The organism is Phenylobacterium zucineum HLK1 (genome assembly GCF_000017265.1).
Lineage (GTDB): Bacteria > Pseudomonadota > Alphaproteobacteria > Caulobacterales > Caulobacteraceae > Phenylobacterium > Phenylobacterium zucineum.
Map to the genome: position 1 here is coordinate 2,675,888 of NC_011144.1, position 23,767 is coordinate 2,699,654.

Consider the following 23,767-nt stretch of genomic DNA (forward strand, 5'->3'; position numbering starts at 1 on the left):
TCCCCTCGAGGCGCGTTAGGTGTGTTCGTAAGGTTCGGCTGGAAGCGGCGCGCCCGACGGCGGGCTCCCTCCCGTCAGACCAGCTCGACCGCCATGGCCGTGGCCTCGCCGCCGCCGATGCAGAGGCTGGCGACGCCCTTCTTGGCCCCGCGCGCTTCCAGCGCCGACAGCAGGGTCGCCAGGATCCGCGCGCCCGAGGCGCCGATCGGGTGGCCCAGGGCGCAGGCGCCGCCGTTGACGTTCAGCTTGTCGCGCGGGATGCCCAGGTCGCGCTCGGCGATCATGGCGACGACCGCGAAGGCCTCGTTGATCTCGAACAGGTCGACGTCCTCGACGCTCCAGCCGGCCCGCTTCAGGGCCTTCTGCACCGCCTGGACCGGCGCGGTCGTGAACTGGCTGGGCTCGTGGGCGTGGGCGGCGTGGCTGACCACCCGGGCCACCACGTTCAGGCCGAGCTTCTTGGCGACGCTCTCGCGGGTCATCACCAGGGCCGCCGCGCCGTCCGAGATCGAGCTGGCGTTGGCCGCCGTGATGCCGCCGTCCTTGGCGAACGCGGGCTTCAGCGTCGGGATCTTGGCCGGGTCGGCCTTCAGCGGCTGCTCGTCGTGCTCGACCGTCGTCACGCCCTTGCGGTCGGTGACCTGCACCGGGACGATCTCCTTGGCGAACGCGCCGCTCTCGGTCGCCGCCTTGGCCCGCTTCAGCGAGGTGATGGCGTACTCGTCCATGGCCTCGCGGGTGAACTGGTACTGCCTGGCCGTCTCCTCGGCGAAGCTGCCCATCAGCCGGCCGGGCTCGTAGGCGTCCTCCAGCCCGTCCAGGTACATGTGGTCGTACATGGTGTCGTGGCCGATCCGGGCGCCGCCGCGGTGCTTGGTCATCAGGTACGGCGCGCCGGTCATGCTCTCCATGCCGCCGGCGACGATGACGTCGGCCGTGCCGGCCGCCAGGGCGTCGTGCGCCAGGATCGCCGCCTGCATGCCCGAGCCGCACATCTTGTTGACCGTGGTGGCCTCGACCGAGGTCGGCAGCCCCGCGCCCAGCGCCGCCTGCCGGGCCGGCGCCTGGCCCAGGCCCGCCGGCAGCACGCAACCCATCAGGATCTGCTCGACGGCCTCAGGCGAGACGCCCGCCCGCTCGACGGCGGCCTTCACGGCGGCGGCGCCGAGCTCGGTGGCCTTCACGCCCGAGAGGACGCCCTGGAAGCCGCCCATCGGCGTGCGGGCGTAGGCGGCGATGACGACGGGATCGGAGTTCATGCGGCGCTGACTGCCTTGATAAGTTGATGTTCAGCGGCCTCCAGGGCGGCGACCCGGTTCGTCAGGTCCTCGCGCAAGGCGCTCAGGGCGGCCCGCGCCACCTGGGCGCGCTGAACGGATCCTTCCTGGAGGGCGAGGATGGCGCGGATGTCCCGCAGGCTCATTCCCGCCGTCCGGAGCAGTTTGATCAGCTCCAGGCGGCGCACGGACTGCCGATCGAAGCGCCGCTTATTCAGCCGGTCGCGCTTTGCGAACAGCAGCCCGCGATCCTCGTACAGGCGGATCGCTCGCGGCGAGAGCGTCGTAATCCGGCTCAGCGCAACGACGCTGTAGGTGACGAGTTCGTCGCGATCATAGGCCACGGCAGATCACCAGGCGCTGGATGTCCGACGTTCCTTCGTAGATCTGGCAGACGCGCACATCCCGATAGATCTTCGCGAGGCCGAACTCCTCAAGGTAACCGTATCCGCCGAGAGTCTGGATGGCGCCGGACACGACGGCTTCTGCGGTCTCCGACGCGAACAGCTTCGCCATTGACGCCTGGCGCAGCGCCGGCTCGCCGGCGTCCTTCAGCGCCGCCGCCGACAGGACCAGCTGCCGAGCCGCCTCAAGACGCGTGGCCAGATCGGCGAGCCGGAAGCCCACCGCCTGATGCTCGATGATCGGAACGCCGAAGCTCGTCCGCTGACGCGCATAACCCACGGCGATGTCCAGGGCCGCCTGAGCCATGCCGACGCTCTGGGCCGCGATGCCGATCCGCCCCGTCTCAAGGTTGGACAGGGCGATCCCGTAGCCAGCGCCCTCTGGCCCAAGCCGCAGCTCATCTTCGATGAAGAGATCGTCAAAGCGCAGGGCGCAGGTGTCGGAGGCGCCCTGCCCCAGCTTGTGCTCCACCTTATCGACCGCATACCCAGGCCGGTCGGTTGGCACGAGGAACGCGCTGAGACCGCGCTTGCCCGCATCCGGGTCCGTCACGGCGAAGACGATCGCGAGCTTCGCGATCTTGCCAGACGTGATGAACTGCTTCGCGCCGTTGAGGCGATAGCCGCCCGGGACGCGAGTGGCGCGCGTCCTGACCGCCGCCGCGTCCGAGCCAGCATCCGCTTCGGTCAGGGCGAAGGCGCCGATGGCGCGGCCGGCGACGAGATCCGGCAGGAAGCGCACCTTCTGTTCCGGACTCCCGTCCTTCACCAGCCCGCCAACGATCAGGCTGTTCTGGATGGAGACGATCGTGGAAAGCGCGCCATCTGCGGCCGCCAGCTCCATGAGACTGAGCGCGTAGCTCACGTAGTCGGCGCCCGCGCCGCCTTGGTCCTCCGGCGCCGTCATCGCCAGCAGGCCAAGGTCGGCCAGCTCTGCAAAGAGACCTGGTGGATACCCGCCAGCGGCTTCCCACGCCGCGGAATGCGGGCGGATCTTCGCCAGTGCGAAGTCACGCACGGTGTCGCGTATAGCGGTCTGCGTCTCAGTCAGCATCTCGTTCGGCTTCAGCTGTTCGTCGCGCAGCGAGCACCGTTGACGCGATGTTTGCGCGGTCAGGCGCCGAGGCGATTGTGAGTTCCAGCGCCATCACGTGCTCCCTGCGCTAGATTTAGCCTCCTGCTGAGGGGATTTCCGGCCAAATTTGCGCGCAGATCCAAACCTTTTTGGTGAGAATTAGCTCAGTCTCGGACCAGCCCTAGGCGATATCACCACGGAGCAGCCTGCCGCTCGAACGGGCCCCGCTTGCCGTGAGCCGCCTTATCCCGTCTCCGCGGTACCGCCGCAGGAGCTCTGATCAGACGCCGACTTCGGCTGCGGCCCGAGGCCTCTTCCCCATCATCAGCACGATGACGAGCGACACCAGAATGCACGCCACAAGGAAGATGAACGTCGTGCCGAAATCCCCGTCCGCGACCTGCAGGAGCGCGCCGATGCAAAGCGGCGAGATCAGGCCGCCGATCTGACCGCCGGTGTTTATGAAACCGGTTGCCAGGCCCATGTCGCGTTTCGGAATGGTGCTCATGGGAAGGGCCCAGAAGGACGACAGGAATACGCTCAGGAAGAAGCCCGCCGCAGTCTGGCAGAGGATCAGGGCCCATGTGCTCGTGGCGACGAACGTCAGATACAGGAACAGCGCCGAGCAAACCTGAGTGCCGATGACGAGGATGCGGCGATTGTCCTTGAAGAACCTGTCCGACAGCCAGCCACCTCCGACACGACCCACCGCGCCAACGATGAATGGGAGTGAGGCTGCGGCCCCCATTTCGACCATCGAGAAGCCGCGCGCCTGCACGAGATAGGTCGGCAGCCAGCTGGTGAACCCCCAATAGGCGATGTCGAAGATGAAGAAGGCGAAGAAATACTTCCAGATCTCGGGCGTCAGGATGTCCTTCAGCGTGCGCCGCTGAGCTCCCTCGACCTCCCCTGGCGCATCATCGCCCTCAATCTCATTCAGCTCCTGCTCCGTGACGGAGCGAACCTCTGAAGGCCGATCCTTGACCACCAGCCAGAACAGGATCGAAACCAGAATTCCGGGGATCAGGAGAACGAAGAACACCGCTCGCCAGCCCCACGTCGCCATGATCCCGACGACGATCAGCGGGCTCAGGGCGGCGCCCAGGGTGTTCGCAGTCAACATGACCGCGCTGGCCGTCGCGCGCTCCTTCTTCGGAAACCAGGCCGCGATCGTCTTGAATGAAGCCGCCGGGAACGCGCCCTCGCCGACACCGAACAGCAGGCGCACGACCAGCAGCTGCATGAGCGTGGTGGCTGCGCCAGTAACGGCGGTGAAAGCAGATGGGGTGGATGGCTCCCGCTCACGGCATCTGAGTGCCAGACTTGTGGAAGTTGTCGAACAACCACGAGCGAAGGGAGCCACCCAGATGGAGATTACAACGATCGGCCTGGATCTCGCCAAGAGCGTTTTTCAGGTTCACGCGGTTGACGCCGAGGGGAAGGTCATCGTCCGCAAAGCTCTTCGACGAGCCCAGGTTCTGCCGTTCTTCAAGACCGCGCCGCCCTGCCTGGTGGGGATCGAGGCCTGCGGCACGTCGCACCATTGGGCGCGCGAGCTGAGGCGGCTCGGCCACGAGGTGCGGCTGATGCCGCCGGCTTACGTGAAACCCTACGTGAAGCGCGGCAAGACCGACGCCAACGACGCCGAGGCGATCTGCGAGGCGGTGACGCGGCCGACGATGCGGTTCGTGGCGATCAAGTCCGAGCAGCAGCAGGCGGCCCTGGCGCTGCACCGGACCCGAGATCTGCTGGTCAAGCAGCGCACCCAGCTGGTCAACATGATCCGCGGCCTCCTGGCTGAGTTTGGGATCGAGATGGCGCGCGGCCTGCATCATGCCCTCGACCTAGCCGCACGGGTTGCTCAAGGCGCTGCGCCGGACGTGCCCGAGCTGGCGGCGCGAGTCATCACCGGCCTGGCGGGCCAGATCGGCGATCTGCAGGTCCGTCTCACGGCGCTGGAGAAGGAGCTGCTGACCTGGCATCGGACAAACGAGCTGTCTCAGCGCCTCAGCACCATCCCTGGCGTCGGCCTGATCTCGGCCACGGCGCTTGCCGCCTCAGTCACCGACGCCAGCCGCTTCCGCTCCGGGCGGCAGTTTGCGGCCTCGCTTGGCCTAACACCGCTGCAGAACTCCAGCGGCGGCAAGGAGCGGATGGGGAGGATCTCACGGATGGGCGATCGATATCTGAGACGTGACCTGCCCCCTTCCTGATCCCTCGGTTTGAGTGAGAGTCCGTCACCCTGAGGAGACGGACGTGAAGAAGAGCAGGTTCAACGAGGCGCAGATCATCGGCGTGCTGCGGGAGCAGGAGGCCGGGAGCCCGACGGCGGAGGTTTGCCGGCGGCATGGGATCAGCGAGCAGACCTTCTACCGGTGGAAGGCGAAGTACAGCGGCATGAACGTGTCGGATGCCCAGAAGCTGAAGACGCTGGAGGACGAGAATCGGCGACTGAAGAAGCTCTTGGCGGAGTCCATGCTCGACGTGTCGGCGCTGAAGGACCTGCTGGGAAAAAACTGATCGGGCCTGCAGCGCGCCGGGAGGCCGTGCTTCGCCTGATGGCGGAGCGCGGCTTCTCGCAGAGGCGCGCCTGCGGGCTGGTCCAGGTCGATCCGAAGACAGTGCGCCGCGTGGCCCAGCCAGGCGATGCGGAGGTACGCGCCCGGCTGCGGGGCCTGGCGGCGGAGCGACGCCGCTTCGGCTACCGGCGGCTCGGCATCCTGCTCGAGCGTGAAGGCGTCAGCATGAACAAGAAGAAGCTCTTCCGGCTGTACCGCGAGGAGGGCTTGGCGGTGCGAAGGCGGCGCGGCCGCAAGCGCGCCACCGGCACGCGGGCGCCCATGGCGCTGCCGGACGGGCCGAACCAGCGCTGGAGCCTGGACTTCGTGGCCGACACGCTGAGCTGGGGCCGGCGCTTCCGGATCCTGTGCATCGTCGACGACTTCACCCGCGAGGCGCTGGCGCTGGTGGTCGACACCTCGATCGGCGGCCATCGCATGGCCCGCGAGCTGGACGCCCTGATCGCCCGGCGCGGCCGGCCGGCGACCATCGTTAGCGACAACGGGACCGAGATGACCAGCCGGGCCATGCTGGAATGGACCAACCGCACCGGCGTCGACTGGCATTACATCGCGCCCGGCAAGCCGCAGCAGAACGGCTTCGTCGAGAGCTTCAACGGCAAGCTGCGCGACGAGTGCCTGAACGAGGAGGTCTTCGCCAACCTCGCCGAGGCCCGGGCTGTCATCGAGCGCTGGCGGCTCGACTACAACCACGTCAGGCCGCACTCGGCGCACGGCGGACTGACCCCGGAAGCCGTGCGTCTGAACCCCGCGGCCGGCCGGCTGCGCAACTTGATCAGCTCCACCGCCCGGCCGCTACCGCCGGCGCTGGAGATCAGCTACCAACCCCCTGGGCTCTCATAATGATCGAGGGACCGGCGGGGGGCAGGTCAGACGCCTGCTGGTCGTCGGCATGACCTCGCTCGTGCGCCGTGCACGAACAAGACCGGACTCGGTCGACCCGCGCATCGCTGCGATGCTGGCGCGCAAACCCGCTCGCGTGGTGACGGTGGCCGCGGCCAATCGCACCGCCCGTGTCGCCTGGTCGATCATGGCCCGCGGCGGCGTCTACCGCGCGCCTCAGGGCGTGACCGCCTGACAGATTAGCTGATCGTCGACGACCAGCTTCCGGAGGTTGCGAGCGCGATGTGAAGTGATGGCGAACCGGTCAGACCGGGAGCTGGGACACCCCGCGTAGTGTCCAAGGCGTCGAAGCCTGCAAAGCAGAGTGGGACCCAGCTTGCGGACACCATCAGGGCCAGCAGTCCTTGAAACGACTGCATCAACAGGCCGGACACAAGACTGCACCCGACCCAGCCGCCAAAACATCAAATCGAGCCTTGCAACGCGGGAGCCATCCACACAGGACCACCACAGCATCGCGATGGTGGCGACCTTCCGGGCTCCGATGCGGTCAGCAAGGATACCGCCCGGCATCTGCGCGAGCGCGTAACCTACGAAGAACGCGCTCAGGATGAAGCTCGTCTGGAACGGCTGAAGCCCGAACTCCTTGGCGATGTAGGGCAAGGCGACGGGCATCGCCATACGATCAAGGAAGGCGACGGCCCACGTCACGAAGAGCACCGCGAGAATGGTGTAGCGATGCTTCCACGTCGGCAACTTGGTCATTTTTTGAGTAACTCGGCCTCATCCCTGTCGAGAGCTCAGACCGCCTGGCGGCACTCTGCACCACTCATCTCGAACTTTTGCGAACTGTCGCATGCCCGTCAAAGTCATTGAGGGGCATTGCCTATTCTCAACGGTTATGGGGCAGACCGAGTCCGCGGCAGGAGGGCTGCTCCTGGGAGCGCCACTACGGCTGTGCTTTGGAGCTCAGCGCAGGCCACGGGCTGCACGCGTTAATGGTGCGGGGCGTCTGCGCCGCGTTAGCGCGTGAGCTTTTACGAATGGATGTCGCGGGAATTGGAATTGGACCCCCCGAGCCCAAGACGCTCAAGATGGATGACGAAGACCAGCTGCGGCCCGGAAGGTTCCTGAACTTGCAAGCACTTGCGCTCGATCAGGTCGCCCCCGACTGGGGACGCCGCAGCCGGATTCAACCGGTCGTCCCCGTCTGAAGGTGCTACCATGCTGTATACAGCCGAGCGAAAGCGTGGCCGGCGCGTGATCAGCCGGCTCATGGTCCTCGCCGGTCTGGCGTGCCTGGGAGCTCCGAGCCCCAGCCTGGCGCAGGACGCCGCGCGTCTTGCGCAGGCCAGGACTCCGCTAAAGCTTGATGGCGTCGGGAGCTTCTACGTTGGCGGTCGGCCGGTCGCCCAGAGCCCCACGGAGATAGGTCTCTATGCCGGCGGCTCCGTCATCATCGACCAGATGTACGTACAATACATGCTGCCCGCCGGACCCAAAAAGACGCCGATCGTTCTCGTCCACGGTGGCGTTCTGAGCGGCAAGACGTACGAGACCACACCGGATGGTAGAATGGGGTGGTACGAGTACTTCACCCGCAAGCAGCATCCGACCTATGTCGTTGATCAGGTCGGGAGGGGCCGATCTGGCTTCGACCAGGCGCCCTATAATCGGGTCCGGGCGCGCGAGGCTCCGCCAGCCTCTCAAGGCAACATCAGGCGAGTGGCGACGGATATCGCCCTGGTGCGTTTCCGCGTCGGATCAGCTGACGGACGTCCGTTCCCTGAAACGCAGTTCCCAGTGGAGGCTGCAGGCGAGCTGGCGAAGCAGACCATCCCTGACCTGAGCGATGGCTCGCCATCTGAGGAGCTCAACGTCCGAGCCCTTGCCTTGCTGTCACAGCAGCTTGAAGGCGCAGTGCTTGTCTCTCACTCCCAGTCTGGTCGCTTCCCTCTTGAGGCGGCGCTGCGCACACCTCGTACTATCCGGGCGGTCGTGAGCGTCGAGCCGCCGGGGTGCAATGCGACCGTCTATTCTGATGCGCAGATCGCGCAGCTTTCGAGGGTGCCAATTCTGATCGTTTTCGGAGATTACCTGGATGCTCCGCAAACGATGGGGATCAAGTGGAATGAGGCCTATCGCGATTGCATGGCGTTCGTAGCCCGCGTCAGGGCGGCGAACGGAAATGCGACGCTCCTGCACACGCCGGAGCTTGGGATGCGCGGCAACAGCCACATGCTCATGCAGGACAGGAACAACCTGCAGATCGCCGATCTGATCCTCGAATGGCTCGACGGCCATCTCCCGCCAGCCGGAAGATGACCCGGCTCTGGGCGGGACACGGCTGGTCCGATGGCGCCCAGAGCCGGGCCGGGCCCCCTCCAGTCCTAGAGCAGGTTGAGGGCCTCGCGAACTCGAGCCGCGCCATAGTCTCGTTCAGCCGCAGACTGGGTGATGATCCCGTCCCTCAGATCCCGGGCGATCTCCCCGAGCGGCCGCTCGTCACACGGGCCGAAGCCGCCGCCGCCCGGCGTTTGCACGCGAATGCTTTCCCCAGCGGCGAGCACCAGGTTCGGCACCTTGGTGGGCAGAACCTGCTCATCGGCGCGGCCCGCATTGCGAATAACGGAACTCAGGCCCCCGGTGCGACCGCCATAAATTCCTTCGGCGCCATGGATGTAGGCGTCGGATCTGGCGGAGAAGACCGTGTTGTCCTGCAGCGCTCGGACATGCCTTACGATACCAAGACCGCCGCGCTGTCGGCCCGCGCCGCCTGAGTCCACGGCAAGCGAGTAGCCCTCGCAGAGCAACGGGTACTCGTTCTCCATCGCCTCGGTCGGCAAGTTCAGGCTGTTCGTGATATGCACGTGGATGGCGTCCGCGCCGTCGTCGTTTTCGCGAGCGCCGCTGCCCCCGCCGACGGTCTCAGCGCATACATAGAAGCGGCCGGTTTCGGGATTCACCCCAGAGAAAAAGAAGGACGGAAGCAGATCGTGACTCGATGCGATCTGCCGATCGGTCGGCACGAGCCCCCGGAAAGCGCCGAATACAGCGCCAGCGATCTTCTGACAGGTGTTGCTTCGGACGCCGGTCGCCGCCGGATAGTTGGGGTTTGCGATCGAGCCCTTAGGCGCTGAGATCGTCACCGCTTCGAACATGCCGCTGTTGGGCATCAGCTCCGGGTCCAGCAGGGCTTTGACGCAATAGTACACCGTCGCCCTGAGCGCGCTCGCCGGAACGTTGAAGGCGCCTCCGGCCTGGGGCCCAGTGCCCTCAAGATCGAGATGGAGCGCATTGCCGCCAGTCTTGGCAGTGACAACGATAGGAACCGGGCCGCTGCCGGCGCCGTCGTCGTCGAGCCAGGTCCGGAAGGTGTGCTCGCCTGCCGGGAGCGCAGAGATCCGCCGCCGCAGCCGCTCGGCTGTGTAGGCGAACACGTCCTCCACGGCGGCCTGCGCATTGGCCAGCCCCATGCGCTTGAAGAGGGCTCGCGTCTCGTCGCCGCCGCGTACGTTGACGGCGACCTGAACCCTGAGATCGAGGCGCCGCTCTTCTGGCATGCGCGAGTTCGCCGCGATCAGGTTGAGCAGGTCCTCATCAATTTCGCCACCTCGCGCGATCCGGATGATCGGAAGGCGAAGGCCTTCTTCGAAGATCGAGCGAGCGTCGGGTGAGATCGAGCCCGGAACCGCACCACCGAGGTCGGAATGGTGCCCAATGTTGGCGGCGAAGGCCGCCACCTGGCCATCGATAAACACGGGGGTGACGATGGAGACGTCCGGCATGTGCGTCCCCCCGGCGAGATAAGGATCGTTGCAGATGAAGGCGTCACCCTCCACCATGTCGGTGATCCGATAGCGAGCCAGCAGAGCTTCGACCGATCCCAGCAGTGACCCAAGGTGGATCGGAATGTGGGTGCCCTGGGCGATCAGGCGGCCTTGGGCGTCGAAGATGCCGACTGAGAAGTCGCGGCGCTCCTTGATCTGCGCCGAATAGGACGACCGCATCATGTGGATCGCCATGTTCTCGGTGATCGAGAGCATGCGATTGCTGAAGACTTCCATCGCGATCGCATCGAACTGGCGTTGCGGCGCGGCGTCCTGGGTTTGCGTTCTCTCTGCCATAGCCTGATGCTCAGCTCGTGATGATGATGTTGCCGTAGGCGTCGATCGTGGCGGTCTGACCGCGGAGCACCACGGTCGTGGAGCTCATTTCCTCGATGACGCAGGGTCCCACGACGTTCGTACCGACCGGCAGGGCGGACCGACGGAAAATCGGCGTCTGAAGCCAGCCTTCCTCGGGCCCGTAGTAGACGGAACGCACGTCCGTCTCTGCCGCCGCGAGGCTCGAGCCGCCCTTGTGACTGGGCTCAAGCTGCTTGGGAACAACGCCGACCGCGCGCAGACGGCAGCTCACCAGAAACACCGGCTGGCCGGCGTTCTGGTATCCGAAGGCGGCCTCGTGCGCGTTGCCGAACCGGGCGAGGAAATCGTCGAGGCCCGACGGGTCTGCCGCCTCAAGCGGCACGCGCAGTTCGTGGCTCTGGCCAGCGTAGTGAGCGTCGATCGCGAGCTCCGCGCGGCGCAGCTCGGGCTCGACATTCTCGCCGGCCAGCCACCGGTCGCCCTCATCCGCCATCTCGCGCAAGGCCGCGCAGGCGCGCTCCCAGGAGGACTGCGTCGCGGCCGTCAGCTGCATCCGCACAAAGTCGAGGCTCACGTCCGACAACAACACGCCCCGAGCGCACATCGTACCGGGTTCCTGCGGCACGAGAATGCGGCGGATCCCCGACTCGCGAGCCACCTCGGAGGCATGCAGAGGACCGGCGCCGCCGAACGCGAAGAGAGCGATGTCCCCGACATCGTGTCCCTGCTCCGTCGTGACCGCTCGAATGGCGCGGCTCATGTTGGCGGCGGCGACCTGGATGACGCCGTAGGCGGCCTTCTCAACCGAGATGCCGAGCGGCCGCGCGATCTTCTCCTCGATGCTCGTCCAGGCGGCCTCTCGATCCACCGGCATGCGGCCGTCAAGAAGCGCGACGGGGTTGAGCCTGTTCAGGCAGATGTTGGCGTCAGTCAGCGTTGGCAGGTCGCCGCCGCGCCCGTAGGCCACGGGACCGGGATGCGCGCCGGCGCTGCGCGGACCAACCTTGAGAGCCTGGGCGTCGTCGACCTGCGCGATGCTTCCGCCCCCGGCCCCGATCACATGAATGTCGATCATCGGCAGACGGACGGGGTAGCCGGCGACCTCGCGACTGGAGGCGAGTTTGGGCTTGCCGTCGACGACCAGCGAGACATCGGTGCTCGTGCCTCCCACGTCGAACGTGACCAGATCCCGCACTCCAGCGGCAGCCCCCACGACGGCAGCGCCGATCACGCCGGCTGCCGGGCCGGAGAGGCAGGTCGTGACCGGCAGGCGCTTTGCGCTGTCGATGGAGAGCAGCCCGCCGTTCGAGTGAATGATCATCGGAGCCACGGAGATGCCCCGCTCGGCGATCTTGGCCTTCAGCCTGTCGAAATAGGCCGCCATCCTCGGGCCGACATAGGCGTTGAGGACGGTCGTCGACGTCCGCTCGAACTCGCGGAATTCAGGGAGCACGCTCGACGAGGTGCTTACATACACGCCTGGAAGCTTGCGGGCGGCGATCCGGGCCGCGGCCACCTCATGTTCGGCGTTCTTGTACGCGTGGAGGAACGATATCGCGATCGCCTCGACACCCGTGGCCGCAAGCTGGTCGAGCACCCGCTCGAGTTCCGCCTCGTCGAGTGGGGAGAGCTCCTCGCCCTTTGCATTCAGTCGCTCAGCGACTTCCAGCCGGCGGTAGCGCTCCACCAGAGGCGGCGGGCGTTTAACGGTGACGTCGTAGAGGGCGGGTCGCGTCTGGCGCCCGATCGCCAGGACATCCCGGAAGCCCTGGGTGGTGATGAGGCCGGTCGGCACCCCACGCCGCTCGATGATCATGTTGGTCGCGACGGTCGTGCCGTGGCCGATGTAGGAAATCTCGGCCGCCCCGATCTGGAACAGCTCCAGGATCTGGGAGATGCCGTTGACGATGGCGTCGGACGGGTCGTCCGGCGTGGACGAAAGCTTGAAGTAGAGAAAGTCGCCGCTGCTCACGTTCTCGATCGTGAAGTCGGTGAACGTTCCACCTACATCGACGCCAATACGATACATACCCTTAGCCATCTTTCTTCCCGGTGACGTCGCCAGCCTTCATCGGCTCAGCTCAGAAACACCTGCCGCCTGGGAGCTACGCGCGCCGTAACGCGCGCGACATTGAGGTCCACAGCGGACGGATGCGCGGACTACTGCAATCATCCGCCCGCTGAGGCCATGAGAACGAACTAGAACTTCACCTCGACACGGCCATAGTAGAAGCCGCCGGTAAACCCGAACGGACCGAAGCGCGGATATTGGTTGTAGCCGTACTGCGCGAGCGGAATGTTGTTCGCTGGCGGATACTCATTGAAAATGTTGTCCGCGCCGGCGGCCACGGTCACCTGATCGGTGAGGCTGTACCTGACCTGAGCGTTCGCGATCCACTGGGACGGGAAGAAGCGATCCAGCGCGGCGGTTGAGCCGGGCGCTGTGAACTCATCGTAGCGAACACCCTGGAGATTGAGCTCGAACTTGTCCCGGGTCCAATTGACCCCCAGGGCGACTTTGCTCTCCGGAACAGCTTCGGTCAGGTAACCGCGAGCCACGCGATCCACCTGGACGTATGCGGCGCCCAGCGCGCTGAGCGCCGCTGGATTGGGATCGATGTGAGTGATCTTCGTCTTGTTGATGTTGACGGCCGCCGTCAGCTTCAGATTGCCGAAGTTCTCAAGATCCTTGCGATATGTGGCGATGATGTCGACGCCCGACGTCCGTGTGCTCACCGCATTGGTGAAATACTGTCCCGTCAGGTTTCGATCGATACCGTTCGCCGCAAGAATATTGGCGACTGCAGCGCCTTGCAGGATGCTCCCAAGGACAATCCGGTCGTCGAGTTTGACGGTGTACCCGTCGATGGTGACGTTGAAGTTGGGAGCTGGGCTGATCGTGAGGCCCACGCTCGCGTCAACCGACTTCTCCGGCTTCAACGGCGATGAACCAAGCGCGACCGCCGCCGGGTGTCCAACCGGCAGAATCTGGTTGGTGATGACCGTGCCCAGGTTCGCTGCGGCGGTGCTCGGGGTCACGCTCGCCTTGGAATAGTGCTGCTGCGCCAGGCTCGGCGCACGGAAGCCGTTGCCGAAGGAGCCCCGCAGCGACAGCCATTCATTGAGCTTGTATCGACCATCGATCTTTCCCACGAGGCTCGTGCCCGACGAGTCGTCGTAGTTTTCGATCCGCCCCGCCGTCCCCACGAACAGACGATCCGTCGGCTCATAACCAAGCTCGACATAGCCGGCGACGACGTTCCGGCTCCACGAGCCGGAGTCGGCGGGCCGCAGGCCCGGAGCGAAGAACGCTCCGCCCGGCAGCGGCACGCCCGCGAACGCCTGGCCGGCGGGCCTCACGTAGGTCCCCAGGACGTAGCTCGCCGGCTCGCCGGGGGAGATCTTGAAACGCTCCAGTCGGTGCTGAGCCCCGAACGACACCTGCAGCGCGCCGCCCCCGGCAAGATCGAAACGACGCGTGACGTCCAGCGAGTTTACCCACTCGCGCGCGGAGAGGGCGCCGATGTAGAAGTCGGTCTGGGTCGTCGGCCCGAGGCTCGCATTCAGGCTTTCCAGCATATCCTGCGGGGCGCGGTTCTCGCCGAGGCTGGACGAAAGGTTCCAGTTCCAGTCGTTGAGGTCCCCGCGGAGACCGATGGCGAGCGCGCCGTCCGTTTCCCGGATCCGCTGAACCGGATAGGCGAAGTTCGGGTAGATCTCCGGAAGTGCGACCGACTGGTTGGGAATGATCGGCGGGTAGATGATGTCCGTGATGCGGCGGCCGTACGTACCAAAGGCGTACGCCTCGAGCTCTCCGATCTGTTGTTTTCCGTTGAACCCGATCTGCCACTGCTTGGCCGGGAAGATGCCAAAGCCGCGACTGATGAGGCGATTGACCGTGGCCTCCCGCGGATCGGGCTGGCCATTCGCCAGCCTCGGATAAAGCTGAACGGTGGAGGCGACGGGGAATGAGCGGTCGGATCGGTTCTGCCGGGTGACGGAAAAGAACAGGTTCAGGGAGCCGGCGTCTGATATGCCGAAGCCGTAATCACCCCGGATGAGCAGTTGCTCGCCGTCGCTACGGTCCATGTTCTGGCCGTACTGAGCGCTGAGTGAGCCGCCCTCGGTGTCCTTGAGCAGGACGTTGATGACACCGGAGATCGCGTCCGAACCGTACTGCGCCGCCGCCCCTTCCCGAAGGACTTCAATTCTGCTGATGGCGGATGTCGGGATCATGCCCAGATCGACTGGGGCAGAACCGTTGTAGAGGCCCTGGCCGACGTTGATCAGTGACGTGTGGTGACGGCGCAGACCATTCACCAGCACAAGGGTGTGATCAGGATTCAGGCCTCGCAGGCCGCCGGTCAGAATAGCGCTTGAAGTGCCCGAACCCGCCTTCGTGGTGTAGTTGAACGACGGGACCTGCAGTTGCATGTCCTGGTAGAGGTTGGCGTGACCGCCCTTCGCAATCTCCTCCCCCGAGAGGACGTCGATCGGAGTCGGGCTATCCAGCTTGGAGCGAGGCTGCCCGCGGACACCCGTGACAACCACTTCAGTCAAGGTATCCGCCCCGCCTTGCCCGCTGGGGTCAGCCGCCTGGGCATGAGCCGATGAGGCGAACACCGCCCCCGCGAAAATCGCTGCGGCTGAGGTGTTCCGGAAGAGCCGAACCCGCCCGCCCCGATTGCATTCCTGCGCCATACCAACCCCCTTGAATTGCTGTCGTTTGGCCGCATTGGGCATGCGCCATGGACGTGCACTATGCTGAAGCCAATCGATGCACTCAAAGACCGATAACGCTGTCACGTATTCTTCAAGGTTATGGGACCTGGGCTGTCACATTTCACCGGGACGCGCGCCATTCCCGGCTTGCCCCTCGTCATTTGGACCAGCGTCAGGGCCTAAAAAGAACCCCGGCCGTTACGACCGGGGCGAAGTTCTGCGTCCGGCGGGGAGGAGAATGCCGGACGGGTCGTGTGTCGGGCGCGCGACGGAGGCTTAAGTGGCCACCGCCGCCACCATCGTGATCTCGACCAGGACGTTCGGCGCTGCCATCTCGCACTGAGCTGTGGCCCTTGCCGGCGCATGCTCGGGCGACATCCAGCCGTCCCAGACCTCGTTCATGCCAGCGAAGTCGCGCGCGATATCCTTGAGCCAGATCTGCGCCGATAGGATTCGGGTGCGGTCCGATCCCGCCTCCGCGAGCGCCTTGTCCGCCTTCGCCAGCGCTTGCGCCGTCTGGCTACGAATGTCGCCGCTACGATCATCAGCGGCCTGGCCGCCCAGGAAGGCGAGCCCATTGTGAATCACGACGCGGCCCCGCCGAGGATTCGTCGCGATCCGTTCGATGTCGCTCATGTACGTCTCCGGTCCTGCGCTCTCTGGCGGAATGGCTAATCGTCGGAGGCGGCGAGCGGCGCGCGCGCTTCGCCGTCCCGCGTCGAGCGCCTGTTAAGTTTTCCCGCTGTCATCAGCCGACCGGGTTGGAGTCCGTTCAGGTCGAACGCCGTCTGTCCCGTCAGCATCAGATCGGCCGCAGCCACGCCCAGAGCCGGCACCAGCTGAAAGCCGTGCCCACAAAACCCGAACAGGTGCAGCAGACCCGGCGCCGTCGGCGACAATCCGGCGATCGCAATATCATCGCTGGTCCTGGCTTCGAGCCCCGCCCAGCTCCGGACGATCCTCAGACCGGCGACGCTCGGGAAGAGAGCGACCGCCGCCGCGGCGGATCTGGCCAGGGTGCGGATGTCGACCTCGGCTGTCTCGTTCGCCAGATCGGCCCGCCCCTGCTGGCCGCCGCCGATCAGAAGCGTGCCCTGGTCGGTCTGCTTGAAGGAGAGCTTGCGGCCCGCGGTGCTCACAGTCGGGCGGACAAAAGGTGCGATGCGCTCGGTGACGATCATCATCGAGGCCTTGGTGTCGAGCGGGATGTGGTCACCGGCCATCGCGGCGATTTCTCCCGCCCAGGCCCCGGCTGCGTTTACGACCAGCGGCGCTTCAAACCACGCCGGCCCGGCGCCAATGCGCCAGACGCCATCGCGTCGCTCCAGCTGTGTGACGCCCGTTCCCTCGCAGACGACGACGCCCGCCTCGGTTGCTGCACGAAGATAGGCGGCCAGCGTCCGGTGAGGATCGGCCGCGCCATCGTCCTTGGCGAAGGCGCCACCGATGCAGTGGCGGGCCAGGCCAGGCACGAGTTCGCGGAGCTGCGCGGCGTCCACCAGCTCCTCGTTGTAAAAGCCGTCTCTGCGGAGGTGGTCCACACGGGCCCTGATCCGCTCGAGCTCAGCCTCCGTCTCAGCTACCTGAAGCTGGCCGTGCGCATGGAAGCCGCAGTCATCCCCGACGATCTCGGCGATTCCGTGCCACATGGTCATCGCGGCCAGCGAAAGCGGCAGTTCGGCGCGCGCCCGGCCAAGCGTGCGAACGCCGGCGGCCGAGGCGCCGGATGAATGCCGGCCGACGCGGCGGCGTTCCAGCAGGGTCACCCGGGCCCCGCGGCGGGCGATCTGCAGGGCGGCCGACAGGCCATGAAGGCCGCCGCCGATGACCAGCACGTCGGCCTTGGCGCTCATGCGTCAGTCTCCAGGGAGGCGAGCTCCTTCAGGGTCAGCGGCTTCAATGGCGGGCGGATCTTCAGGAACCCGACGGCCCCAAATGGCAGCTGATGGGTCTCGGCCGTCAGGCGGGAGAGCGTCGGCGCGCATTGCCGCCCCTGGCACGGCCCCATACCCGCACGGGTCGTCGCCTTCACACCGTCGGGACCAAGGTGAGGACGATCTCGCAAGGCGGTCCGGACCTGCCCGGCCGTCACCTCTTCGCAGCGGCAGACCATCGTCGAGTCTGGGATGCCCAGCGTCATCCCCGGAAACGCGGCGTCGAGAAACCGTCGGAAACGGGCATTGTTCGCCAGCGTCCGGCGAAGCGGCGCCGCTTCGGCCTCCGCCTCCCTCGGTGAGAGCTTGCCGGCCGCCCTTGCGACGCCGATTGCGGCCAGACGGCCTGACACTGGCGCCATACGAGCTCCGCCGATCGTCGCCGCGTCGCCCGCGACAAAGATCGACGGTTTCGACGTCGCGCCGTAGCCATCCGTCACAGGCTCGAATGCCCGCTGCGAAACGTTCCACTGATGCTCGCAGCCGGCGGCGAGGGTCGCGTGAACCCCCGGGATGACGCCGTCGTGGACGAGCAGATGCTCGGTCGGGATCTCACCCGTCCGTCCGCCGCGCGTCTTATAGCGCACTCCCGTCAGCCGTTCGGAACCGAGCGCTTCGAGCGCTACGACGCCGCGGATGATCCGCCGCCGCGAGCGCGGCAGCAGCCAGTTCAGGCCGCGGATCAGATCCGCGGCGCCATAGCGGAGGGCTCCGAGCAGATGCGGGGCGGCTGCCACAGCGCGTCCAGGCGGCGTCGTGTCGATGACGCCGGCCACCTCTCCGCCCGCGTCGACGAGCTGCTGGATGTACAGCAGCAGCAGCGGACCGCTGCCCGCAAGCCAGACCGGACGATCCGGGATCTGCCTGGCGGTCTTGAGCAGGATCTGCGCGGCCCCGACTGTCATCACCCCGGGCAACTGCCATCCAGGGAACGGCATCGGCCGCTCCTGAGCGCCCGTGGCGAACACCACGAACGCCGGTTCCAGCATCCGCGCCTCACCCCCGCTGGACAGGAACACCCTCGGCCCGCCCTCGATCTGCCAGACTTCGGTCGAAGGCAGATAGTCTCCCCCACCATGGCGGAACCGCGTGACCAGCGCGGCGCCGCCCTGTTCTTCCGCTGTCTTCGCTTCGCGGGTTTCGATTGCAGCGAAGATGCGCCCGCCGGGCGCCGGCTGATCGTCGACGACGGTGACGGAAAAGCCCCTGGCCTGCAGGTCCAGGGCGGCGGACATGCCGGCCGGACCGGCCCCGATGACAAGGACGTCCGTCATTGCTCGACCGAACTCAGAGGATCGGGTCGGCCGGATTGTCGTCGGACGACCATGCCGTGGCGCGCGCGGATCATGCAGGTCCGGCTGCTCACCTCGCCGTCAACCTCGGCGAGACAGTCGAAACAGACACCCATCATGCAGAAGGGCGCACGCGCAGCGCCCCCGATGGGCGTCGTGCGAGAGATATGAGGCGGAGTCCGAAGAAGGATGGCGGAGAGCGGCTCACCCTCCTCCACCAGAAGGGCCTGGCCATCGACCATGATGGTCACGGATCTGGCTGACCGCTTGGACTGGAGCTTACGGAACATCTGATACTTTCGGTCTGCGGATGCGCAGATGGATCGCGGGCTGCCGGCTCGGTGGCCGGCGCGGCGGCGCCATTCAACCAGCGCCTGACTCCACGGAACGCCGGGCGCCGGGCGCCCTGCGGGCTTCAGAGGCTGCTGCCGGCGACCATGACGTTCCGAGGCAAGCGAAGCTGAAGCTGACGGGTCGCTTCGTGACCGTTCATCCTGACGTCCCCCTGTCGCCCAGATGGCGAGTTTTCTGGAGACGCCATTCGGCGCAAACGGCACAATTCCGTCAAAGTCGAAAAGGCGAGAGGCCTATTCGCCAGGGTTATGGGAACCGGTCGGCGAGGAAGTCTATGGCTCGATCATCAGAGACGAAGAGATCTCCGTGGCTTTGCGCCGGAGCTCCTCAACGAAGGCGTCGACGATATGCGCATTCCGGCTATCTGCACTCCGGCAGAGCTGGAAGTTGTAGGGCAACTCAGGTGCGAAGCGTCGGACTGTCACCCGGCTTTCCAGACCGCTCACCATCAGCGGATGGACAAGGGACACGCCAAGACCAGCTCCGACGAATTCGCAGACGGTCAGGGCGTTGTTGGCGACGAGGGCGATCTGCGGCGTGACCCTGTAGGACTCGAACATCTCGCTCACCAGGTGGCTCACATAGATGTCCGAGTCGAAGGCGATGAACGGCGCCCCCTCGAGGTCATCGGGTTCGATCAGGCGCTTCGTCGCCAGCGGGTGATCCTTGGGCATGACGCAGGCCAGGGGCTGAAGCATCAGCGGCTCGAGCGTGACGTAAGGATTGTCCACCCTTGCGCTGACCAGCCCGACATCGAGCTTCCGGGCGATCAGCCAGTCCACCACCCACTGCGAGCTCAGGGACTGGACCGAGCAGAAGATGGCGGGCCTCGCCTTCAGGAAATCGGTCGCCGCCTGCTGGATGAACGAGCTCGCCAGGGCGGGGAGCACTCCGATCGCCAGGCGCCCCTGCTGCTCGCGCCGGATCGCCTCCACGACATTCTCGACCTGACGGATGCCGCCGAAGATGCGGCCCACTTCCTCATAAAGGCGCATCCCGTGCTCTGTCGGCGCCAGCCGGCCCTTCACCCGGTCGAACAAACGGAGGCCAGTGTCGTATTCGAGATGAGCCACAAGCTTACTCATGGCGGGTTGCGAGACATTGAGGACCTGCGCCGCGCGGCTGATGGTGCCGTTCTCTATGACCGCCTTGAAGGCCTCGATCTGGCGCAGGTTCAGATGACGCCGCATTGCCATAACCTTTGCGAATAGGTCGGTGATGTCTCGCCTTTGACGAATATACACCGACTGCGTAGCGTCAAGCCGTGCAGCCTCATCCGCCGGGATGGTGTCCGTCAGCTCCTCTTTCCGCCCGCATGCGCACCCTTCAGGCGCCAGCGGTCAGTGACCGTGACGGCCGTCCTCGTCACGGCCGCCGCGGTCTTGCCCGAGCTCATCGCAGATCGCGCGGGTAAGCTGGCCAAGCTCGTCATCCGACATGACGAACGCCGGCGTGAGGTAGACCACCTTTCCAAACGGGCGGATCCAGACCCCGCGTTCGGCGAATCGCCGGCAGAGCGCGCCCGCGTCGGCCGCACGCTCGAGTTCGACGACGCCGATCGCGCCGAGCACCCGAACGTCCACGACTCCGTCAGCGGCTCGACATGGTTCAAGGCCCGCCTTCAGGCCGGCTGATACCCGCGCCACATTGGCGAGCCAGTCGCCGTCTTCGAACAGATCGAGCGAAGCGTTCGCGGCCGCACAGGCCAGCGGGTTGGCCATGTAGGTGGGGCCGTGCATGAGGGCGGCGCCCGTGTCATCGGACCAGAAGGCTTCGAAGACCCGCCGCGACGCCACGGCCGCCGACAGCGGCAGCGTCCCGCCGGTGAGCGCCTTCGACAGCGTAATGATGTCCGGAGTGACGCCGGACCCGGCGCAGGCGAACAGGTCTCCGGTGCGCCCGAACCCGGTGAAGATCTCGTCGAAGATCAGCAGGACGTCATGGCGATCGGCCAGGCGCCTGAGCCTGCGCAGGACGTCGTCATGGTGGAACAGCATGCCGCCCGCGCCCTGCACGCGCGGCTCGACCAGGATCGCGGCGATGTCGCGACCGTGCGCCGACAGCTCACGATCGAGCTCGGCCTCGGATGCGTCGTCTTTCGGCAGATGGGCGATCACCTGTGAGGGCAGCACGCCGGCGAACAGTCCGTGCATCCCCTCTTCGGGATCGCACACCGTCATCGTCGCCAGGGTGTCGCCGTGATAGCCGCCAAAGAACGACAGGAAGCGCGTCCGGCCGGCGACCCCGCGGTTGATCCAGTACTGCAGCGCCATCTTCATGGCGATCTCGACGGCGACGGAACCGGATTCGGCGAAGAAGACGTGGTCCAGCTCGCCTGGGAGGAGCGCCGCCAGCCGCTCGGCGAGCACATAGGCGGGCTCATGCGCGAGGCCGCCAAACATCACATGCGGGGCCCGCTCCAGCTGCCGCGCGACGGCCGCCCGGATGTGCGGATGATTGTAGCCGTGACAGGCCGTCCACCAGGAGGCGACGCCATCGACGAGGACCCGGCCGTCCTCGAGCACGATCTGCGCGCCCTGGGTCCGGGCCACCGGCAAAGGCGGGGGCGCGGTCTTCATCTGGCAGTAGGGACGCCAGACATGCGGCGCGCCGCGTTCGTACCAGCCAGGCCTGTCGTTCATGGGCTCAGGATCCTTTGGAATTGCGCTGGTTTACGTAGGGTAAGCTCATTATGCCAGCGCCGATGGACAGCCTTGCCGCCTTCGCCACGGACAAGCTCGCGGCTCTTGAGAGCCAAAGTCTCCGGCGCAGGCTGCGGCCGACGCGCCGGACGGACGGAGTCTGCGTGGAGCGCGGGGGCCGGCGCCTCGTCTCCTTCTCCTGCAATGACTATCTCGGCCTCAGCCACCACCCCGCGGTGAAGGCTGCTGCCGCGGCGGCGATTGAATCCGAAGGGCTCGGCGCGGGCGCGTCCCGCCTGGTGACGGGGGACAATCCCCTGCTCGCCACGCTTGAACGACGGCTCGCCGCGCTGAAGGGCGCAGAGGCCGCCTGCGTCTTCGGGTCGGGCTACCTGGCCAACCTCGGCATCATCCCGACCTTCATGGGCGCGGGCGACATTGTCCTCGTGGATGAGCTCGCCCATGCCTGCATCTGGGGCGGCGCGCGTCTGAGCGGGGCTCAGGTCATCAGCTTCAGGCACAACGACGTCGACGACCTCACGGGAAAGCTGGCCGCGGCGCGGGGCTCCGCCCGGCGGGCGCTCGTGGCCACGGATGGCGTCTTTTCGATGGATGGCGACATCGCGCCGCTCGACGACATCTCACGGACCGCGCAGGCCTGGGACGCCTGGCTGCTCGTGGACGATGCGCATGGCCTGGGGGTCGTGGGGGGCGGCGTCGGCGTAGGGGCCCTTTTTCCCTCGGCCAGGATCGACCTGTCCATGGGCACGCTCTCCAAGGCGCTCGGCGCATACGGCGCTTATGTGTGCGCTGCGCAGCCAGTCATCGATCTCATCAAGTCGCGGACGCGGACCGTGGTCTACACAACCGCCCTGCCCCCCGCCGTGGCGGCGGGCGCGCTGGCGGCCCTCGACATCATCATCACCGAGCCCAAGCGGGTCGCCGCGCCCCGGCTGCGGGCGCGACGCCTCACCAGATCGCTCGGCCTGCCGACGGCGGAGAGCGCGATCGTCCCGATCGTGCTCGGCGACGCCGAAACGGCGCTGGCCGCGGCCGCGGACCTGGAGCGCCAGGGCCTGCTCGCCGTCGCCATCCGGCCGCCGACCGTTCCGGCCAACACCGCGCGGCTGCGCATCGCCTGCAGCGCCCTGCACACCGAAAGCCAGATCGATGACCTGGCGGCCGCGCTTCAGCCCTGGATGCAGGCATGAGCCGTTACTTTGTGGCCGGGTCCCATACGGATGTCGGCAAGACCTTCGTCAGCTGTCAGCTGATCCGCGCCGAACGGGCGGCGGGCCGAAGCGCGACCGCCTTCAAGCCGGTTCTGAGCGGCTTCGATCCTGACCGCGCGGAGGCCAGCGACGCCGGCCAGCTTCTCGAGGCGCTCGGGGAGCCGGTGACGTCCACCCGTCTGGACCGGATCTCGCCCCTGCGCTTCATCGCCCCCCTGGCGCCGCCCTCGGCGGCAAGGCTCGAGGGCGTTGTCCTCACCCGAGACAGGCTCCTCACGCTCTCGAACGCCTGGCTGTCGAGAACGGACGCGGACCTGAACCTGCTGGAAGGCGCCGGCGGGGTGATGTCGCCGATCGCCGAAGACGCCACCAACCTCGACCTGATGACGGGTCTGGGCCTGCCGGTGATCCTGGTCGGCGGCTCCTACCTTGGGGCGATCAGCCATACGCTCACCGCACTGGAAGTACTGCGCACGCGCAGCCTGACCATCGCCGCGGTCGTCGTGTCCCAGTCAGCCGATCCGGAAGCGCCGGACTTCGCCGAGACGGTCGAACTCACCCGTCAGCATGCCGGAGGCGTTCCGATCTTCGCGGCGCCCCGCAACGGTCATGCTGCGTGGGCTTCGGCATTGACCGAGGCCCTGGCCGCCCGGCGACGGCTGAGGACCAGCGCAGCCTGACGCAAGCCAGCGACGCTGGAGCCTCCGGCCGATCAGCGCCGCGTTGAAGGCTCGAGCAGCGGGGCGTCGCGCGCAAGAAACGTGTTCAGTACGAAGCTCGACTGAATGTGCGCGATCCCCGGAATCTGGGTCAGCCGGTCCAGCAGAGACCGGTAGTGTTCCATGTCACGGACATAGGCGTGCAGGAGGTAATCCTGCGTGCCGCTCATGAGGTGACCGCTCATCACCTCGGGCAGATCCGCGACCGCCCTCTCGAGCCCCGCCAGAGCGCTTGCAACCTGCCGCTCCATGGTGACGGACACGAAGACCGGCATCTCGCCGATCAGCCGGGTGACATCGAGATGCGCGCCATATCCACGGATGACGCCCGCCTCCTCCATCTGCCGCACGCGCCGCATTGTCGGCGTCACTGAGAGGCCGACTTCCTCTGCGAGGTCGCTCCAGGTGATGCGCCCATCCCGAATGAGCGCATTCAGGATCCGCGTGTCGATCGCGTCGAGTTTTGTCGCCATGACTTTCAACTATTCCGAAGCTGAAACGTGGCGGGTTTCACCACGGATTGGCCGAGGTGGCGAGAACTTTGGT

General features: G+C 66.4%; 19 protein-coding genes and 2 pseudogenes. 6 read left to right on the forward strand and 15 right to left on the reverse strand.

All coding sequences use genetic code 11. The features are described from left to right. Nucleotides 1-74: 74 nt before the first annotated feature. From PHZ_RS13075 to PHZ_RS13090, 4 genes are all read right to left on the reverse strand, one after another. Nucleotides 75-1,259: an acetyl-CoA C-acyltransferase gene (locus tag PHZ_RS13075; protein ID WP_012522914.1), complete on the reverse strand. Its 1,185-nt coding sequence runs from the start codon at nucleotides 1,257-1,259 to the stop codon at nucleotides 75-77. Continuing rightward, complete coding sequence (locus tag PHZ_RS21755) at nucleotides 1,256-1,621, reverse strand: MerR family transcriptional regulator (protein ID WP_012522915.1); 366 nt, start codon at nucleotides 1,619-1,621, stop codon at nucleotides 1,256-1,258. Before PHZ_RS21755 ends, PHZ_RS13075 begins: the two co-directional genes overlap by 4 nt. After that, complete coding sequence (locus PHZ_RS13085; protein ID WP_012522916.1) at nucleotides 1,611-2,735, reverse strand: acyl-CoA dehydrogenase family protein; 1,125 nt, start codon at nucleotides 2,733-2,735, stop codon at nucleotides 1,611-1,613. The genes PHZ_RS21755 and PHZ_RS13085 overlap by 11 nt, the downstream gene beginning before the upstream one ends. A 301-nt stretch (nucleotides 2,736-3,036) precedes the next feature. Continuing rightward, a complete protein-coding gene (locus PHZ_RS13090; protein WP_269079160.1) occupies nucleotides 3,037-4,119 on the reverse strand; it encodes an MFS transporter in 1,083 nt (360 codons plus the stop codon). 4 nt (nucleotides 4,120-4,123) lie between these two features. Between PHZ_RS13090 and PHZ_RS13095 the strand changes: the two are divergent. The 3 genes and pseudogenes from PHZ_RS13095 to PHZ_RS22765 all read left to right on the forward strand — a co-directional run. Further along, nucleotides 4,124-4,951 (forward strand): annotated as a pseudogene (locus PHZ_RS13095) (IS110 family RNA-guided transposase); the annotation flags it as partial. 61 nt (nucleotides 4,952-5,012) lie between these two features. Beyond that, a protein-coding gene (locus tag PHZ_RS13105) for an IS3 family transposase (RefSeq protein WP_407946656.1) occupies nucleotides 5,013-6,178 on the forward strand; the annotation gives its coding sequence in 2 pieces (ribosomal slippage) (nucleotides 5,013-5,271 and nucleotides 5,271-6,178; 1,167 coding nt in all). A gap of 13 nt (nucleotides 6,179-6,191) precedes the next feature. Beyond that, nucleotides 6,192-6,413, forward strand: a pseudogene (locus PHZ_RS22765) (IS110 family transposase); the annotation flags it as partial. Here the strand turns inward: PHZ_RS22765 and PHZ_RS13110 are convergent. Further along, nucleotides 6,395-6,943 (reverse strand): MFS transporter, encoded by a 549-nt coding sequence (locus PHZ_RS13110; RefSeq protein WP_041373523.1) that lies wholly within the window; start codon nucleotides 6,941-6,943, stop codon nucleotides 6,395-6,397. The pseudogene PHZ_RS22765 and the gene PHZ_RS13110 sit on opposite strands and share 19 nt — an antisense overlap. Nucleotides 6,944-7,402: 459 nt before the next feature. Here PHZ_RS13110 and PHZ_RS13115 point away from each other — a divergent pair, with 459 nt between their 5' ends. Then, the gene (locus PHZ_RS13115) at nucleotides 7,403-8,503 is read left to right on the forward strand and encodes an alpha/beta hydrolase family protein (RefSeq protein ID WP_012522918.1); all 1,101 of its coding nucleotides are present in this window, start codon (nucleotides 7,403-7,405) and stop codon (nucleotides 8,501-8,503) included. A gap of 65 nt (nucleotides 8,504-8,568) precedes the next feature. Here the strand turns inward: PHZ_RS13115 and PHZ_RS13120 are convergent, their stop codons facing one another. The 9 genes from PHZ_RS13120 to PHZ_RS13160 all read right to left on the reverse strand — a co-directional run bounded on the left by PHZ_RS13120 (nucleotide 8,569) and on the right by PHZ_RS13160 (nucleotide 21,270). Continuing rightward, nucleotides 8,569-10,305: a hydantoinase B/oxoprolinase family protein gene (locus PHZ_RS13120; protein WP_012522919.1), complete on the reverse strand. Its 1,737-nt coding sequence runs from the start codon at nucleotides 10,303-10,305 to the stop codon at nucleotides 8,569-8,571. 10 nt (nucleotides 10,306-10,315) lie between these two features. Then, a complete protein-coding gene (locus tag PHZ_RS13125) occupies nucleotides 10,316-12,355 on the reverse strand; it encodes a hydantoinase/oxoprolinase family protein (protein WP_041373524.1) in 2,040 nt (679 codons plus the stop codon). Nucleotides 12,356-12,525: 170 nt separating this feature from the next. Then, entirely contained in the window at nucleotides 12,526-15,069 is a 2,544-nt protein-coding gene (locus PHZ_RS13130) for a TonB-dependent receptor plug domain-containing protein (protein ID WP_083770940.1), read from the reverse strand. 255 nt (nucleotides 15,070-15,324) lie between these two features. After that, nucleotides 15,325-15,684: a RidA family protein gene (locus PHZ_RS13135; RefSeq protein ID WP_012522922.1), complete on the reverse strand. Its 360-nt coding sequence runs from the start codon at nucleotides 15,682-15,684 to the stop codon at nucleotides 15,325-15,327. A 35-nt stretch (nucleotides 15,685-15,719) separates the two neighbouring features. Further along, on the reverse strand, nucleotides 15,720-16,901 hold the full coding sequence (locus tag PHZ_RS13140; RefSeq protein ID WP_012522923.1) for an NAD(P)/FAD-dependent oxidoreductase: 1,182 nt from the start codon (nucleotides 16,899-16,901) through the stop codon (nucleotides 15,720-15,722). Continuing rightward, complete coding sequence (locus PHZ_RS13145; protein WP_012522924.1) at nucleotides 16,898-18,256, reverse strand: FAD/NAD(P)-dependent oxidoreductase; 1,359 nt, start codon at nucleotides 18,254-18,256, stop codon at nucleotides 16,898-16,900. The genes PHZ_RS13140 and PHZ_RS13145 overlap by 4 nt, the downstream gene beginning before the upstream one ends. Then, nucleotides 18,253-18,564: a (2Fe-2S)-binding protein gene (locus PHZ_RS23840; protein ID WP_041373525.1), complete on the reverse strand. Its 312-nt coding sequence runs from the start codon at nucleotides 18,562-18,564 to the stop codon at nucleotides 18,253-18,255. Before PHZ_RS23840 ends, PHZ_RS13145 begins: the two co-directional genes overlap by 4 nt. 336 nt (nucleotides 18,565-18,900) lie before the next feature. Continuing rightward, on the reverse strand, nucleotides 18,901-19,818 hold the full coding sequence (locus tag PHZ_RS13155; RefSeq protein WP_012522926.1) for a LysR substrate-binding domain-containing protein: 918 nt from the start codon (nucleotides 19,816-19,818) through the stop codon (nucleotides 18,901-18,903). Nucleotides 19,819-19,968: 150 nt separating this feature from the next. Next, the gene (locus tag PHZ_RS13160) at nucleotides 19,969-21,270 is read right to left on the reverse strand and encodes an adenosylmethionine--8-amino-7-oxononanoate transaminase (RefSeq protein ID WP_041373526.1); all 1,302 of its coding nucleotides are present in this window, start codon (nucleotides 21,268-21,270) and stop codon (nucleotides 19,969-19,971) included. 62 nt (nucleotides 21,271-21,332) lie between these two features. Between PHZ_RS13160 and bioF the strand changes: the two genes are divergently transcribed. Continuing rightward, nucleotides 21,333-22,481, forward strand: coding sequence for an 8-amino-7-oxononanoate synthase (bioF, locus tag PHZ_RS13165; RefSeq protein WP_041373527.1), 1,149 nt, complete (start codon nucleotides 21,333-21,335; stop codon nucleotides 22,479-22,481). Beyond that, nucleotides 22,478-23,182, forward strand: a complete 705-nt coding sequence (bioD, locus tag PHZ_RS13170; protein ID WP_012522929.1) for a dethiobiotin synthase — start codon at nucleotides 22,478-22,480, stop codon at nucleotides 23,180-23,182. The genes bioF and bioD overlap by 4 nt, the downstream gene beginning before the upstream one ends. 32 nt (nucleotides 23,183-23,214) lie before the next feature. Here the strand turns inward: bioD and PHZ_RS13175 are convergent, their stop codons facing one another. Then, nucleotides 23,215-23,694 carry an Lrp/AsnC family transcriptional regulator gene (locus PHZ_RS13175; protein WP_012522930.1) on the reverse strand — a complete coding sequence of 160 codons (480 nt, stop codon included), beginning with the start codon at nucleotides 23,692-23,694 and terminating at the stop codon, nucleotides 23,215-23,217. Nucleotides 23,695-23,767: the final 73 nt, after the last annotated feature.